Here is a 15,657-nt window from a genome sequence, read left to right as displayed (position 1 = left end):
TTTCTCCGGATCTTCGTCAGAAAGAGGATTGAGCCATGGCTCACAAGAAGGGTGCGTCCAGCTCCCGCAACGGTCGCGATTCGAACGCGCAGCGACTGGGCGTCAAGCGTTTCGGTGGTCAGGAAGTCAACGCGGGCGAGATCTTGATCCGCCAGCGTGGCACCAAGTTCCACCCCGGCGTGAACGTCGGGCGTGGCGGCGACGACACGCTGTTCGCCCTGGCCGCCGGTGCGGTCCAGTTCGGCGAGAAGCGTGGCCGCAAGACGGTCAACATCGTGCCGTCCGAAGCCTGAGTTTCGGCTTCAAGCTAGACCTCTGACGAGGGGTGGGCCGGAATATCCGGGCCCACCCCTCGTTTGTTTTGTGTATCCCCCTTTCTTTCGCGAGTGAATAGAGGCAAGTCATGGCGTCCCGGTTCGTGGACCGTGCGGTGATCCATCTGGCCGCCGGTGACGGTGGGAACGGCTGCGCCTCGGTGCACCGCGAAAAGTTCAAGCCCCTCGGCGGCCCGGACGGCGGCAACGGCGGCAACGGCGGCGACGTCCTGCTGATCGTCGACCCCAACGTCCACACGCTGCTCGACTTCCACTTCCGTCCGCACGCCCGCGCCGGCAACGGCAAACTGGGCCAGGGCGGCAACCGCGCCGGTGCGGCGGGGGAGACGCTGGAGATGCGGGTCCCGTCCGGCACCGTCGTGATGACGGAGGACGGCGAGATCCTGGCCGACCTGGTCGGCCCCGGCACCACCTTCGTCGCCGCGCAAGGCGGCCGTGGCGGTCTCGGGAACGCGGCGCTGGCCTCCAAGGCCCGCCGGGCGCCGGGGTTCGCGCTGCTCGGCGAGCCGGGGGAGGCCCGCGACCTCGTCCTGGAGCTGCGTTCGGTCGCCGACGTCGGCCTGCTCGGCTTCCCGTCCGCGGGCAAATCGTCGCTGATCTCGGTGCTGTCCGCGGCCAAGCCGAAGATCGCCGACTATCCGTTCACCACCCTGGTGCCGAACCTGGGCGTGATCACCGCCGGGTCGACCGTGTTCACCATGGCCGACGTGCCGGGCCTGATCCCCGGTGCGAGCGAGGGCAAGGGACTCGGCCTCGACTTCCTGCGCCACATCGAACGCTGCGCGGTGCTGGTGCACGTCATCGACTGCGCCACCTTGGAGCCCGGACGCGACCCGCTGTCCGATATGGACGCCCTCGAAGAGGAACTCGCCCGCTACACCCCGAGTCTCGGCGGCGACCTCGCCGACCGGCCCCGCGTGGTGGTGCTCAACAAGATCGACGTCCCGGAGGCCGCCGAACTCGCGGAGTTCGTGCGCCCCGAACTGGAAGCCCGCGGGCTCAGTGTGTTCGAGATCTCCACGGCGACGCGGCAGGGACTCAAGGAACTGACCTACGCGCTCGCCGCCGTGGTCGAGAAGTACCGCGCCGACCAGCCCGCCCCGGAGCCGGCGAAGGTCGTGCTGCGCCCGATGGCTGTCGACGACGCGGGCTTCACCGTCGAGCACGACCCGGAGGAGGAAGGCGCCTTCATCGTCCGGGGTGTCCGTCCCGAGCGGTGGATCCGCCAGACGAGCTTCGGCAACGACGAGGCCGTCGGCTACCTCGCGGACCGGTTGCAGCGGCTCGGCGTCGAGGAGGCGCTGGCTCGCAAGGGCGCCGTCCCGGGAAGCCCGGTCACCATCGGCGACGTCCAGTTCGAGTGGGAGCCGTCGACCCCGGCGGGAGTCGCGGTGCACCTTTCGGGCCGCGGCACGGATGTGCGGCTGGAGAACACCAACCGGATCGGTGCCGCCGAGCGCAAGGAAGCCCGCCGGATCCGTCGTGACGGCCCGGACGGTGTCGAAGACGAGATGGACGACGAGTGAGCTCGACCCGTGGTGCGATCGCCGACGCGAAGCGGGTGGTCGTCAAGATTGGTTCCTCCGCGCTGACCACCGCCGGCGACGGTCTCGACGTGGCCAGGCTGGACGCGCTGGTCGACGCGATCGCCGACCGGGTCTCCCGGGGCACACAGATCGTGCTGGTGTCCTCGGGGGCGATCGGCGCGGGACTCGCGCCGCTCGCGCTCGGAAAACGACCGCGTGACCTCGCCACCCAGCAGGCCGCGGCCAGCGTCGGCCAGCTCGCGCTGGCCCATGCCTACGCCGAGTCGTTCGGCCGGTTTTCCCTGACCGTGGGCCAGGTCCTGCTGACCTCGGACGACGTCGTGCGCCGTGCGCACTACCGCAACGCGCAGAACACGTTCACCCGGCTGCTGGCGCTCGGCGCGGTGCCCGTGGTCAACGAGAATGACACCGTGGCCACCGAAGAGATCCGCTTCGGCGACAACGACCGGCTGGCCGCGCTGGTGGCCCATCTGATCGGCGCCGACGCCCTGGTGCTGTTGTCCGATGTGGACGGTCTGTACGACGGGGATCCGCGTGACGGCGCGACTCGCAAGATCGCCGAGGTCGCCGGAGACGCTGATGTGGACGGCATCACCGTCGGCATGTCGAGCTCCGGGCTCGGTACCGGCGGCATGGTCTCGAAACTCGCCGCGGCCCGCACCGCCGCGGGCGCCGGGATCCCGGTCCTGCTCGCCGCCGCTTCCGAGGCCGCACGCGCCCTCACGACCGCCGAGGTCGGTACGGCGTTCGCCGCCGCGGACTCCCGGCTGTCGGCCCGCCGGTTCTGGCTGGGTTACGCCGCAGGCGCGTCCGGGAAACTGCACCTCGACGACGGCGCGGTCGCGGCCGTCGTCCGCCGCCGCCGCTCGCTGCTCGCCGCCGGGATCACCGGCGTCGACGGCGACTTCCAGGCGGGCGACGTCGTCGACCTGGTCGACCTTCGGCAGCGGACCGTGGCGCGCGGCGTCGTGGCCTTCGACGCGGGCGAACTGCCCGACCTCATCGGCCGCTCCAGCCACGACCTCCCCGCCGAACAGCGACGCGAGGTCGTCCACGCGGACGACCTCGTCCCTCTTCGCCGTTAGGGCACCAGGCCCGGGGTCAGCGCGATTTCGCGGACCTGGACTTCACTCAAGGGTGGTCGCGCGCTTTTGCCGCCCTCGGTGAAGACCTCCACGATCGCCGCCTCGGTCTGATAGGTGGCGCCGTAAGTGAGCCGGCCGCCGTTCTCCTTGGCCGTCGTCTCCACCAAGGTCCCCCCGTCGATCAGACTTGCCGAACAGGTGGTGGAGACAGGGTCCACGTCCTGACAGGCCATCCCCGTCGAGAGCAACGTGCCGTTGTTGGGGTGCAGCGTCACGGACATCGTCCCGTCGCGAACGGGATACACGAGGTGATAGGCGTTCGTTTTGCCGAGCGGGACGGCCTTCAGTTCGAACGGGGTGTCCGAGCCGAGCGTGACCCTGGCCCGGACCGCCGCTTCGATCACGCAGGAAAGCCGTGTCTTCGCCGCTTCGGAGGTTTCCTCGGGCGATTTCTTCGCACAAGGAGAAGTCGCCGCCGGCTCGTTCCGGTCGGGAAGCGCGATGATGGCGGTTCCCACCGGGAATCCCGCGGCGGCCAGCGCGACCGCCGCGATCACCGTCGTCAGGCGGCGCCGCCGTGACCGGCGACCGGCAGTGAGCACACCATCGCCGGTGAGCCCGATCGGCGGCTCGGCTACGGTCACGTACTCCTTCAGCGCGGAGCGGACATCCTGGTCTTCCATGACTACTCCTTGCTCGTCGGGGAGGGCAGGACGGCGCGCAGTGCCTCGACTCCGCGGGCGGTCTGGCTCTTGACGGTGCCTTCGGCGACTCCGAGCAGCGAAGCCACTTCAGCGACCGAGAGATCCTCGAGGAAGCGAAGGACGACCATCGCGCGTTGGCGCGGCGTCAGGCCGCTGAGCACCCGTTCGAGGTCGATCCGGTCGGCGCTGTCGTAGCCCGACGGCGCGGCCCGGTCCGGAGGCGTGGAGGTCACCAGCTCCCGGCGGTGTATTCGCTTCCGGCTCAGGAAGAGATTGAGCAGGATCCGGCGCGCGTAGGCGTCGACGGTGTCCGGCCGGACGCGCCGCCAGCGCCGGTACAACTGGATGAACGTGGCCTGCACCAGATCCTCGGCGCCGTGCCAGTCACCACACATGCCGAACGCGAGTCTCCGGAACCGCTGCACGCGGGCCGCGAAGTACTCGCTGAAGTCGGTGTCTCTCGCTTGTCCCACCGGCCACCTCCCCCTCTTCGTCCTACCCTCCTTAGTCCGGCGAGGGCTCGGAAGGTTCAAGCGAACAGCAGGGGACCTTTGCTATCGCTTCCCCGGATCGGCGAGGTGGCCGACGAGACGTGCCAGCTGTTCGCCGTACGCCTCGGCGAACTCGGCCGAGTCGGGCTCCTGACCCGAGACGGCTCGCACGATCCGGGGCAGGGCCAGCGCGGCACTGGACGCGGCCATGAAGATCACCAGCAGAAACGCCGGATCGAGGTCGGCAGGGAAGTCGCCCGCGGCCTGGCGGGCCCGGACATACTCCACCTGCCGTCGGAGGAACTCGCGCTGGTCTTCGACTCCGATCGCGCCCGGGGCGCCGTCGGTCAGGTTCTCCCAGAGGAACAGTTTGGCGAGATCGTGGTCCCGCACCCCTGACTGGACGAAGAACCGGACGACCTCGGCGAACGGCCTGTCGTGGTCGGCCACCGCGGCGTAGCCGTCGTACATCGTCGCGGTCAGCGCGTTGTACAGCCCTTCCTTGCCACCGAAGTAGTACGAGATCAGCTGCTTGTTCACCCCTGCCTTCGCGGCGATCTCGCTGACTCGTGCCGCGGCGTAACCCTTCGCGCCGAACTCGGCCTTCGCCGCCTCCAAGAGCTGTGTCTTGGTGCGCTCGGGGTCGCGTTGGCGTTCGACGGGGGCGCGGCGTGGGCTGCGCGGGACGGCTTCGGACATGGGGATCACCTTAGCCGCTGACTCTTTCAAACGTATGGTTGACTTAATTACCCAAACGGTTGATAGTAGGCGGCGAGGAGAGGAAAACCCATGACCACGAGAATCGCGATCATCGGCGGCGGAACGGGCGGGCTCTGCCTGGCGCAAGGGCTGCGCAAGGCGGGAATCGACGTGTCCGTCCACGAGCGCAGCCGCACCCGGACCGAACGCCTGCAGGGCTATCGCGTGCACATCAACCCGCACGGCTCGGCCGCACTGCACGAATGTCTGCCGCCCGAACTCTGGAAACGGTTCCTGGCCACCACCGGGACCACGAGCGGTCCGTTCGCCTTCGTGACCGAGCGGTTGCGGGAGCTGATGGTGATCGACAGCGAACTTACGTCGAGCCCCGATCCCGCGTCGAACCACCACTCGGTCAGCCGGATCAGCCTGCACCAGGTGCTGTCCGACGGACTCGATGGAGTTCTGCATCACGGCAAGGAGTTCGTCGGCTACCGCCGCGAGGGCGAGGCGGTCGTCTGCGAGTTCGCCGACGGCAGCACCGTCGAGGCCGACCTGGTCATCGGCGCCGACGGGGCCAATTCCCGGGTGCGCGGACAGCTCCTGCCCGAAGCCGGCCGGGTGGACACCGGAATCGTCGCGATCGCGGGCAAGCATCCGCTGAACGACGAGACCCGCAAGCGTTTGCCTTCTCTGCTCACCGACGGCCCGAGCATGGTGATGCCGCGAACCGGTGCGGGACTGTTCAGCGCGCCGCACGAGCTGACCGGCGCTTCGTCGGTCGACGACGAGACCGCCGACCACGACCCCATCCTGTTCGACAACACCGCGAGCTACATCATGTGGGCGTTCGCGGCGGACAATCGGCGTTATCCCGAGAACCTGTCCTCATTGGACGGTGAAGCGCTGCGGGCCTTGGTGCTGGACCTGATCGACGGCTGGGACCCCGCGCTGAAGGAACTGGTCGCCGGCTCGCCCGGAGGGACCGTGTCCCGGCTGCCGATCTTCACCTCGAAGCCCGTCGAGCCATGGCCGACGAGCAACGTCACCCTGCTCGGCGACGCGATCCACAGCATGACGCCGTTCCGCGGCATCGGCGCGAACACCGCGCTCCGGGACGCGCAACTGTTGTGCCGCAACCTCATCGAAGCGCGAAAGACCGGCGCGCTGCTTCCCGCGATCGCCGACTACGAGCGGCGAATGCGGGACTACGGCTTCGCGGCGGTGCGCGACTCGGAACGCAGTGCCCGTCAGTTCGTTTCGGAGAACCGGGCGGGCCGCACGATGGCGCGAGGGATGTTCCGCTTCTTCCAGGCGGTCCCTCCGTTGAAGCGCAAGGTCTTCAGCGACCACGGCGACTCATAGCCGGGCAGGCGTGGAGATGCCCAGCAGGGACAAGCCCAGCGTCAAGGTCTTCGACGTGAGTTCGGCCAGCAGCAGACGAGAGTCGCGGACGCCGTCGCCTTCCGCGTCCAGCACCGGGCACAGTTCGTAGAACCGGGAGAACACGACGGCGGTTTCGTACAGGTAGGTGCACAGCTTGTGGGGGAGACGGCCGGTGGTCGCCGCGCCGACCGCCTCGGGGAAGCGCGCCAGCGCGAGTGCCAGTGCCCGTTCCGCGGGATGGCCGAGCAGGATCCGCACTCCGGTGAGGTCCTGATCCGCTTTCGCCAGCACGGAACGGATCCGCGCGTTGGCGTACTGCAGGTAGACCGACGTGTTCCCGTTCTTGGAGAGCATGCGTTCCCAGGAGAAGACGTAGTCACGCTCGCGATCGCCGGAAAGGTCCGCGTATTTGAGCGCGCCGATGCCGACCGCCTTGGCGACCTCTTCCCGGACATCGGGGGAGAGGTCGCCTCGGCCCTCGATCACCTCGGCGGCGTGGGAAACCGCCTCGGTGAGCAGATCGGAAAGACGGACCGATTCGCCCGCCCTGGTCTTCATGGCGCGACCGTCCTCGCCGAGTACCGAGCCGAACCCGATGTGCTCGGCCCGATGCTCCTCACGGAGCCAGCCCGCGGCCCGGCAGACGGCGAACACCATCGCGAAGTGCTGTGCCTGTGGCGTTCCGACGACGTAGAGCAGGTCGGTGACACCGCGTTGTTCCGTCCAGTAGCGCAGGGTCGCGAGATCGGTGGCGGCATAGCCGTAACCGCCGTCCCGCTTCCGTACGATGAGCGGCAGCGGCTCGCCTTCCCGGTTGCGGAAACCGTCGGGAAAAACGCAGACCGCGCCATCGCTGATCTCGGTCAGCCCGGCGGTGGTCAGATCGTCCACGACCGCGGCGAGAAACGGATTGTAGAAGCTCTCGCCGTAGACGTCCTCGCTCGACAGGCCGATCCCGAGGAGTTCGTAGACCTGGCTGAAATGCCGGGTCGACTCGTCGACCAGACGCCGCCACAGCGACAAGGTCTCGTCGTCACCGCCTTGAAGCAGCACCACACGTTCCCGGGACCGGGTCGCGAAGTCCTCGTCGGTTTCGAACTTCGACCGGGCGGCCCGATAGAAGCCGTTGAGATCTCCGATCGTGTAAGGACCCGACGGGCGTTCGTCGAGCAGGTGCTCGATCAGCATGCCGAACGGGGTGCCCCAATCGCCGAGATGGTTGTGCGGGATCACTTCGTGCCCGGCGAACCGCGACAGCCGCGTGATCGCGTCACCGATGACGCTCGACCGCAGATGCCCGGCGTGCATTTCCTTCGCCACGTTCGGGCTGCTGTAGTCGATGGCGATCCGCCGTGGCCGCGGCGTCACCGCGACGCCCAGCCGTGGATCGCCGTTGAGCGCGGCCGTCCGCTCCGCCAGCCAGGACGAGCGCAGCGTGAAGTTGAGAAAACCCGGCCCCGCGACCTCCGGCGGCTCGGCGATATCGGCGACGTCGAGCCGCGCCGCGATGTCGGCGGCGATCTCCCTCGGTGGCTTGCCGAGCCGCTTCCCGAGGCTCATCGCGAGATCGCACTGATAGTCGACCCCGCTCCGCGAGGAGACCCGCACCAGTGCGGACGGCGGCTCGATGCCGGTGACCTGGCGGAGGGCTTCCACCACGCGTCGTGCCAATTCCTCGCTCACATCGCCGAACAACACGGTGCCCCTCCTTCGCGCTCGTTGTAGGAGCGCGAGGGTAGCCACCTCGCCACGTTGCCGGCGACGGAGTTTTCAGCGCAGGTCGCTGCCCTTGGTCTCCGGCAGGGTCCGGATGACGAAGAACGCGATCGCCGCTCCGGCGGCCACGTACCAGAAGAACAACGTCGACAACCCGGCGTCGGACAGTGCGGTGAGCACCAGGGGAGCGGTGCCGCCGAACAGTGCGACGGTCAGGTTGTACCAGGCGCCGATGCCCAGCCCGCGTAGTTCGGTGGGGAACAGTTCGCTCATGATCGCGGGCGCGATGGACGTCATCGCCGTGTACAGGCAGAGCCCGACGCAGAACGCGACCAGCAGCCCCGGCAGCCCCGGGCGGACCAAAGTGGACAGTGGGACGATGAGGATCGCGGTCGCCGCCGACCAGAAGAGCAGCTGTGGTTTCCGGCCGAAGCGGTCCGACAACGCGCCCATCGGGTATTGGAGCGCGACGAACAACGCCGTCGCGATCGACAAGGCGAGGAACACGTCGACGTCGTCGGCCTTGCGGGTCTTGACCGCGAACGAGGTCAGGGCGCTGAAGAACGTGTAGTAGCAAAGGGTCGAGAGCATCGAGAAACCCACGAGCTGCACGACTGCCCGAGGGTGCTCGCGAAGAGTGGTGCGCAGCGGCCGCTCGACCCGGCGCGCCGTCGACTTCTTCGCCTCGAAGATCTCGGTCTCGGCGAGACTTCGCCGGAGCCACAGGCCGATGATGCCGAGAACGCCGCCGAGCAGGAACGGGATCCGCCAGCCGTACGCGGTCAGATCCGCCTTGGACATCGTCCGCGCGAGCACGAACCCGAGGATCGAGGCGAGCAGGACGGCGGAACCGGTCGAGATGTAGAAGAAAGCGGAGTACCGCCCGCGTCGGGTGGGCGGGGCGATCTCACCCAGGTACGCCGAAGCGTTGGAGACCTCGCCGCCGAGCGACAATCCCTGCGCCACCCTCGCCAGCAGCAACAGGATCGGGGCCAGCCAGCCGACCTGGTCGAACGTCGGCAGCAGGCCGATCGCCACGGAACCGCCCGCCATCAGCACGATGGTCAGGATCATCGCGGGCTTCCGGCCTCTGACGTCGGCGAAGCGGCCGAGCAACATCCCGCCGAGCGGCCGGAAGAAGAACGCCAGCGCATACGTGGCGAACGTGTTGATCAACGCGAGGGCTTCGTTGCCCTTGGGGAAGAACTCGCTGGCGAAGTAGATGCTGAAGGTCGCGTAGATGGTCCAGTCGAACCATTCCAGCGCGTTCCCGACACTGGCGGCGAACAGCTTCTTCACCGGCAGCCGATGCCCTGGCCGCTCCGTCGTCGCATCCGCCATCGGCACCTCCGTACTCGCGCGTGGACGGAACCTTGCCAGAAAGTTCCCGTGCGGGAAAGAACCTGTCGAATGCCGGGACGGGCTCCTAGGTCACGAAGTGCTGGCGAGAGCGAACGGCAGCACCGCACGGGCTCCGGCCTGGCGGAGCAGACGCGCGGACAACGTCATCGTCCACCCGGTGTCGATGAGGTCGTCGACCAGCAGGATCGGGCCCTCGGCCGCGGCGACCTCGGCGGCGAGCTCGTCGGGAAGGCTGAGGCGTTTCCACAGATCGGCCAGCCGTTGCGCGCTGTTCGCCTGCCGCGGCGGCGGCCCCGCCGAGGCGATGGCGCCCAGATAGTCGAGCCGTCCGATCGAGGCCAGCTTCATGGCGAGACTGTGCACCAGCTGGGGCCGGGTGGCGGACGGCACCTCCACCACCGCGACCGGCCGTTCCGTCCACTGCCAGCCCTTGAGCACCTCGATACAAGCCTGGAACACCGGATCGGGGAGTTCGGCGTCCGCCGCGGCCGGGCCGACGAGTTCGCGCAGCCGTGTGCCCCAGCCGACGTCGGTGACCCGGCCGACGACCTGGCCGGTCTCGGCCTGCTCGCCGGCCGGTAGCCGCCCGGAGAGCGGAACGTCCAGCCCGGCCATCCCGGTCGGCCACATCTTCCGCGGTGCGACCTCGACCCCGGGACGGCGCAGCCGCTGCCGGGTGGCGTCGACGACGTCGTCGGAAATCGTGGTGTCCCAATGCTTTCCGGTGCAGTTGTCACAGCGTCCGCAGGGGGTGGCTTCGGGATCGTCGAGCTGCTTCCGGAGGAACTCCATCCGGCAACCGGTGGTCTCCAGGTACGCCAGCATGGCGTTCTGTTCGTTGGTCCGCGCGGCGCTTACTCGCGCGTAGCGTTCCTTGTCGTAGCGCCACTCTTCGCCGGTGCCTTCCCAGCCGCCCTTCACCCGGCGCACGGCGCCGTCGACGTCGAGTACCTTCAGGACCATCTCCAGCCGGGAGCGGGAGAGCTCGACGAACGGTTCGAGCGCCGGTGTCGACAGTGGACGGTCCGCGTACGCCAGCGCGTTGAGCACCTGGGTCACCCGAAGTTCGTCCGGGAACGCCAGCGAACCGAAGTACGCCCAGATGTCCTTGTCCTCGTGGCCCGGAAGCAGGATCACTTCGGCGCGATCGACGCCACGACCGGCACGGCCGACCTGCTGGTAATACGCGATGGGGGAGGACGGTGCGCCGAGATGGACGACGAAGCCCAGGTCCGGCTTGTCGAATCCCATGCCCAGCGCCGAAGTGGCCACCAGTGCCTTGACGTTGTTGTTCAGCAGATCGTCTTCGGCCGCTTGCCGGTCCGCCGGGTCGGTCTTCCCGGTGTAGGCGGCGACCGGATAGCCGCGCTCGGTCAGCAGGCCGGCCACATCGTGCGCGGCCGCGACGGTGAGCGTGTAGATGATCCCGGATCCCGGCAGTTCCGCCAGGTGTTCGGCCAGCCAGGCGAGCCGGGCCTGCGACGTCGGCAGCTTGGCCACCGACAGATGCAGGCTTTCGCGGTCCAGGCTGCCGCGCAGGACCAGGGTGTCGCCCCCGTTGCCGATGCCGAGCTGCTCGGCGACGTCGGTCGCCACACGGTCGTTCGCGGTCGCGGTGGTGGCGAGGACCGGAACGCCTTCGGGCAGATCCTTCAACAGTGTCCGCAGCCGCCGGTAGTCCGGCCGGAAGTCGTGGCCCCAGTCCGAGATGCAGTGCGCCTCGTCGACCACGAGCAGGCCTGCCGTCGCGGTCAGCTTCGGCAGGACAGTGTCGCGGAAGTCCGGGTTGTTGAGCCGTTCCGGGCTGACGAGGAGGACGTCGACCTCGCCCGCCGCGATCGCGGCCTGGACCTGATCCCACTCCTGCGGGTTCGCCGAGTTCATCGTCACCGCGCGGATGCCCGCCCGCGCCGCCGCGGAGATCTGGTTGCGCATCAGCGCGAGCAGCGGCGAGATGATCACGGTCGGACCGTTGCCGCGTTCCCGCAGCAACGCGGTGGCCAGGAAGTAGACCGCGGACTTCCCCCAGCCGGTTCGCTGCACGACGAGCGCGCGACGGCTGTGCGCGACCAGCGCTTCGATGGCCGTCCACTGGTCGTCACGCAGGCGGGCGCCGTCGCCCGCCAACGACTGGAGGAGGGTCTCGGCGCGGTCCCGGAGAGTCGATGTGTCCACGTCCCCACCTCTACCCCATGCCACCGACGAAGTCGCGATCGGCATGTCGTGAACGGACCGTTCATCCATGGAACGGACTGTAATGTGACCCAGATCACCACCGGTCGGTGGGTCCGGCGACCCGCGCGTGAAGCCGTGCGCGCTGTATAGGCTCACGACCCATGTCACCACGCAGGATCGGGGTCATGGGCGGCACGTTCGACCCCATTCACCACGGGCACCTCGTCGCGGCCAGCGAAGTCCAGTCCCGGTTCGCGCTCGACGAGGTCATCTTCGTGCCCACCGGTCAGCCGTGGCAGAAGTCCGACAGAGTGGTCACGCGGGCCGAGGACCGCTACTTGATGACCGTGATCGCGACGGCGTCCAACCCCGTGTTCTCGGTCAGCCGCGTCGACATCGACCGCGTCGGGCAGACCTACACCGTCGACACCCTGCGCGACCTGCGCGCGGAGTATCCCGACGACCAGCTGTTCTTCATCACCGGAGCGGACGCGCTCGAACAGATCCTCACCTGGCGCAACGCCGACGAGCTGTTCGACCTGGCGCATTTCATCGGCGTCACCAGGCCCGGCTACCGGCTCAATTCGCAGCATCTGCCGAGCGGGAAGGTGAGCCTCGTCGAGGTGACCGCGATGGCGATCTCGTCCACCGCGTGCCGTGAGCGGGTCGAGGCCGGGGAGCCCGTCTGGTACCTCGTCCCGGACGGTGTGGTGCGCTACATCGCCAAAAAGGACCTCTATCGGAAAGACCGGGGTTCCCCACCGGGTACCCTCGTCGGGCGCACCCGCGAGTAAAGCCATCTGTTTGAGGAGAACTGTGACAGCCACGTCCGAGGCACGAGAGCTGGCCGTAGCGGCCGCCCATGCGGCGGCGGACAAGAAGGCGAGCGACGTGGTCGTGCTGGACGTGTCCGACCAGCTGGTGATCACCGACGCCTTCGTCATCGCGTCCGCGCCCAACGAACGCCAGGTCGGCGCCATCGTCGACAACGTCGAGGAGCAGCTGCGGCTCGGCGGGCACAAGCCCGTCCGCCGTGAAGGCGCCCGCGAGGGCCGTTGGGTCCTGCTGGACTACGTCGACGTCGTCATCCACGTCCAGCACCAGGAGGAACGCTCCTTCTACGGTCTCGAGCGGCTCTGGAAGGACTGCCCGCGGATCGAGGTCGCCGGCCTGGAGACACCCGCCGAGGAGGACTCCGCCGACGCGCAAGGCGCCCCGTGAGCCCGCGGCGGCTGGTGCTCTGGCGCCACGGCGAGACCGATTACAACGCGGCGGGCCGGATGCAGGGGCATCTGGACTCCGCGCTGACCCCGGTCGGCTGGAACCAGGCCAGGTTCGCCGTGCCCGCACTCGCCCGGTTCTCGCCGGATCTGGTGATCGCCTCGGATCTGCGCCGCGCGACCGACACGGCCACCGTGCTCACGGAGGCCATCGGCGTCCCGCTGCGGATCGACAAGCGTCTTCGGGAAACCCATCTGGGTGAATGGCAGGGCTTCACCGGCCAGCAGGTCGACGAGTCGTATCCGGGTGAACGCGCCCGCTGGCGTGTTGACGCGACGTGGGCACCGCCCGGCGGCGAGTCGCGGGTGGACGTCGCCGAACGCGCGATGGAGGTCGTCGCGGACCTGGACCAGCCCAATTCCGACGCCGGCGACGCCGTGCTGCTCGCCACGCACGGCGGGCTGATCATCGCGCTGACCGCGAAACTGCTCGGTCTCCCGGTCACGTCCTGGCCGACGCTGGGCGGGATCGCGAACTGTCACTGGGTCGAGTTGACCCGGCGCGACGGCAACTGGCGGCTGGCCGCCTACAACGCGGGCATCACCGGCTGACCCATGGCCCCGCGCCTGCTGGTGTTCGGCGATTCCCTCAGCTTCCACGGCCCGGACGGCCCGCACGCCGCCGACGACGCGCGGCTGTGGCCCAACATCGCCGCCGAAGCGCTCGGCGGCGCCGCGGACCTCGTCGCCGGGTTCGGCTGGAATGCCCGTGACGCCTGGTGGTCGTTGATCGGTGACCCGCGCGTCTGGGCCGATCTCCATCACGTCGACGCCGTCGTGCTGGCCGTCGGGAGCATGGACACCCTGCCCTCGCCGCTGCCCACCTACCTGCGCACAGGTCTCCGCTATCTGCGGCCCGACCCGCTGCGACGCGTGGTGCGCAAGGCGTACCTGGCCGCACAGCCCCGGCTCGCGATCGCCCTCCGAGGCCGTCCGGTGGTCTTGCCGTCGAGGCTCACCGTCCAGTATCTCGACACCGCTGTCGGAGCCTTGCGCGCGCTGCGACCGGAACTGCCGATCTTCGGCATGCTGCCCTCCGTGCATCGATCCGAGTCGTACGGCCGCGTCCACACCGCCCGCGCCGGTGCCGCCGCCGCCCTCGCCGACTGGGGCCGTCGCGCGGACGTCCCGCTGCTGGATCTCGAAGCCGTCGTCGGCGAACACGTGCTGAGCGGCCGGGGCAATCCGGACGGCATGCACTGGGGCTGGGAAGGACATGCCGCCGTCGGCGCGGAAATGGCCCGCCTGATGGCCCCGGTGCTCCGACCCGCGGCAACGTAGGCTGGCTGCCGTGTCGGTCGCCGTAGTCACGGATTCCACCGCCCACCTGCCGGAAGGCTTCGCCGAACGGAACGGGATCCGGGTGGTCCCGCTGCACGTCCTCGTGGACGGTGTCGTCTTCCTCGACGGCGTCGAAATGGGCCCCGCGGCCCTGGCCGAGGCGCTCGGCAAACGCAGTCTGGTGACGACGTCCCGGCCGACGCCCGCCGAGTTCGTCAAGGAGTTCCGGGCGGCGCTGGCCGAGGGCGCGGACGCCGTCGTGTCGGTCCATCTGTCCCGGGAACTGTCCGGGACCTGGGAAGCGGCGGTGCTCGCCGCCCAGGAGGTCGGGCCGGACAAGGTACGCGTGGTCGATTCACGCAGCACCGCGATGGGGCTCGGCTTCGCCGCCTTGCGAGCGGCGAGCGCCGCCGCGGCCGGGGCGGAACCGGCCGAAGTGGAGGCCGCGGCGGTCGACGCGGTGAGCCGCTCGGAAACCCTGTTCGCCGTCGAGACCCTCGAATACCTGCGACGCGGCGGGCGGATCGGCCCGGCCGCCGCCCTGCTCGGCACCGCGCTCGCGGTGAAACCGGTGCTCCACATGTCCGAAGGCAGGATCCAGCCGCTGGAGAAGGTGCGGACGATGAATCGCGCCGTGGCTCGCCTGGTCGAGCTCGCTGTGAAGGCGGCCGAAGGCGGATCGGCCGACATCGCCGTCCACCACCTGGCTTCCCCGGAACGCGCCGTCGAATTGGCCAACCGGCTGGAGGAGTCCATCAGCTGCCCGGAGGGGTGCGTGGTTTCGGAGATCGGCGCGGTCATCGGGGCCCACACCGGCCCCGGTGTGCTCGGTGTCGTGATCCAGCGCGCGGGCTAGGGCAATCCGCCAGCGTCCCATACGGCACCGACGAAAACCGGTGATCCGGCCACGGCAGGGGCCGAGTTGTCCACAACACCCCACTTGTCCACAGCCCCGGGATTTGCCACTGCCGCCCGCCATCCCCGCTCCGTAGCGTCGTACACGTGTTCGACCAAACCGCCCGTCCACCGGGACCCTCCGTCAACGCCAGGCTGGCGTGGCTGACCGCGCAGCTGTCGTCGCCCAGCCAGGGCCCGCCCGTGGGCAGGCTCGCCCGCCGCTGGGTGCCCGCCCGGTTCACGGCGGACGGGATCCCGGTGAACAGGCGGTGGTTCGCCGTGGTGGCCGTGCTGATCGCGGTGGCCGTGATCGTGACCGGCGCGATCGCCTTGTTCGGACACCGGCCAGGGGCGGAGACCGCGCCGCCCCTGCCGTCGGCCAAGGCCGCCGGAGACGCCCCCGCCGCCGCGGCGGCCAAAGCGCCTCTGGTGGTCAGCGTCGTCGGCCGGGTACTCAAACCCGGCCTGGTCACGATCCCTCCGGGCGCACGGGTCGCCGATGCCCTCACGGCGGCCGGTGGGCCACAGCCCGGAACGGATCTGACCGGGGTGAACCTGGCCAGGCGGCTCGCCGATGGCGAGCAGGTGGCCGTCGGCGTGGGGGGGGGGGGCGGGGGGGGGGCCGGGGGCCCCGGGGGGGGGGGCGCGCCGGACAACCCCCCCCCCCCCCCCCCCCCCCCCCACCCCCCCGGGGGCGCG

Annotated in this window: 16 protein-coding genes; 10 read left to right on the top strand and 6 right to left on the bottom strand. The window is 69.4% G+C overall.

The genetic code is table 11. The features are described from left to right. The first annotated feature begins 35 nt into the window (after positions 1-35). The 3 genes from rpmA to proB all read left to right on the top strand — a co-directional run bounded on the left by rpmA (position 36) and on the right by proB (position 2,967). A complete protein-coding gene (gene rpmA / locus ACIHAO_RS29270) occupies positions 36-293 on the top strand; it encodes a 50S ribosomal protein L27 (RefSeq protein WP_086846674.1) in 258 nt (85 codons plus the stop codon). Positions 294-403: 110 nt separating this feature from the next. Further along, positions 404-1,861, top strand: coding sequence for a GTPase ObgE (gene obgE, locus ACIHAO_RS29265; RefSeq protein WP_396563159.1), 1,458 nt, complete (start codon positions 404-406; stop codon positions 1,859-1,861). After that, a complete protein-coding gene (gene proB / locus ACIHAO_RS29260; protein WP_396563157.1) occupies positions 1,858-2,967 on the top strand; it encodes a glutamate 5-kinase in 1,110 nt (369 codons plus the stop codon). Before obgE ends, proB begins: the two co-directional genes overlap by 4 nt. Here the strand turns inward: proB and ACIHAO_RS29255 are convergent. The 3 genes from ACIHAO_RS29255 to ACIHAO_RS29245 all read right to left on the bottom strand — a co-directional run bounded on the left by ACIHAO_RS29255 (position 2,964) and on the right by ACIHAO_RS29245 (position 4,861). Further along, positions 2,964-3,650: a hypothetical protein gene (locus ACIHAO_RS29255; protein WP_396563155.1), complete on the bottom strand. Its 687-nt coding sequence runs from the start codon at positions 3,648-3,650 to the stop codon at positions 2,964-2,966. The two genes, proB and ACIHAO_RS29255, sit on opposite strands and share 4 nt — an antisense overlap. Before the next feature lie 2 nt (positions 3,651-3,652). Then, a complete protein-coding gene (locus tag ACIHAO_RS29250) occupies positions 3,653-4,144 on the bottom strand; it encodes a SigE family RNA polymerase sigma factor (protein WP_396563153.1) in 492 nt (163 codons plus the stop codon). Between the two features lie 81 nt (positions 4,145-4,225). Then, the gene (locus ACIHAO_RS29245) at positions 4,226-4,861 is read right to left on the bottom strand and encodes a TetR/AcrR family transcriptional regulator (protein ID WP_396563151.1); all 636 of its coding nucleotides are present in this window, start codon (positions 4,859-4,861) and stop codon (positions 4,226-4,228) included. Positions 4,862-4,951: 90 nt separating this feature from the next. On the opposite strand from ACIHAO_RS29245, the gene ACIHAO_RS29240 reads away from it, so the two are divergent. After that, positions 4,952-6,226, top strand: a complete 1,275-nt coding sequence (locus ACIHAO_RS29240; RefSeq protein ID WP_396563149.1) for an FAD-dependent oxidoreductase — start codon at positions 4,952-4,954, stop codon at positions 6,224-6,226. On the opposite strand, the gene argS is transcribed toward ACIHAO_RS29240, so the two are convergent. The 3 genes from argS to ACIHAO_RS29225 form a co-directional block, all read right to left on the bottom strand. Further along, a complete protein-coding gene (gene argS / locus ACIHAO_RS29235; RefSeq protein WP_396563147.1) occupies positions 6,221-7,945 on the bottom strand; it encodes an arginine--tRNA ligase in 1,725 nt (574 codons plus the stop codon). The two genes, ACIHAO_RS29240 and argS, sit on opposite strands and share 6 nt — an antisense overlap. A gap of 72 nt (positions 7,946-8,017) precedes the next feature. After that, positions 8,018-9,304 carry an MFS transporter gene (locus ACIHAO_RS29230; RefSeq protein ID WP_396563145.1) on the bottom strand — a complete coding sequence of 429 codons (1,287 nt, stop codon included), beginning with the start codon at positions 9,302-9,304 and terminating at the stop codon, positions 8,018-8,020. A 90-nt stretch (positions 9,305-9,394) separates the two neighbouring features. Further along, complete coding sequence (locus tag ACIHAO_RS29225) at positions 9,395-11,500, bottom strand: RecQ family ATP-dependent DNA helicase (protein ID WP_396563143.1); 2,106 nt, start codon at positions 11,498-11,500, stop codon at positions 9,395-9,397. Positions 11,501-11,661: 161 nt separating this feature from the next. Here ACIHAO_RS29225 and nadD point away from each other — a divergent pair, with 161 nt between their 5' ends. The 6 genes from nadD to ACIHAO_RS29195 form a co-directional block, all read left to right on the top strand. Next, complete coding sequence (gene nadD, locus ACIHAO_RS29220) at positions 11,662-12,294, top strand: nicotinate-nucleotide adenylyltransferase (RefSeq protein WP_125785921.1); 633 nt, start codon at positions 11,662-11,664, stop codon at positions 12,292-12,294. 22 nt (positions 12,295-12,316) lie between these two features. Beyond that, positions 12,317-12,721 (top strand): ribosome silencing factor, encoded by a 405-nt coding sequence (rsfS, locus tag ACIHAO_RS29215; protein ID WP_396563140.1) that lies wholly within the window; start codon positions 12,317-12,319, stop codon positions 12,719-12,721. After that, a complete protein-coding gene (locus ACIHAO_RS29210; protein ID WP_396563138.1) occupies positions 12,718-13,332 on the top strand; it encodes a histidine phosphatase family protein in 615 nt (204 codons plus the stop codon). The genes rsfS and ACIHAO_RS29210 overlap by 4 nt, the downstream gene beginning before the upstream one ends. A 3-nt stretch (positions 13,333-13,335) precedes the next feature. Beyond that, complete coding sequence (octT, locus tag ACIHAO_RS29205; RefSeq protein ID WP_396563136.1) at positions 13,336-14,061, top strand: diglucosylglycerate octanoyltransferase; 726 nt, start codon at positions 13,336-13,338, stop codon at positions 14,059-14,061. Between the two features lie 10 nt (positions 14,062-14,071). Then, positions 14,072-14,917, top strand: coding sequence for a DegV family protein (locus ACIHAO_RS29200; protein WP_396563134.1), 846 nt, complete (start codon positions 14,072-14,074; stop codon positions 14,915-14,917). Between the two features lie 146 nt (positions 14,918-15,063). Beyond that, positions 15,064-15,657 (top strand): SLBB domain-containing protein (locus tag ACIHAO_RS29195; RefSeq protein ID WP_396563191.1); only part of this gene is annotated, 594 nt, incomplete at its 3' end.

The organism is Amycolatopsis sp. NPDC052450 (assembly GCF_044547565.1).
Lineage (GTDB): Bacteria > Actinomycetota > Actinomycetes > Mycobacteriales > Pseudonocardiaceae > Amycolatopsis.
This window is presented reverse-complemented; position numbering and strand designations above follow the sequence as displayed.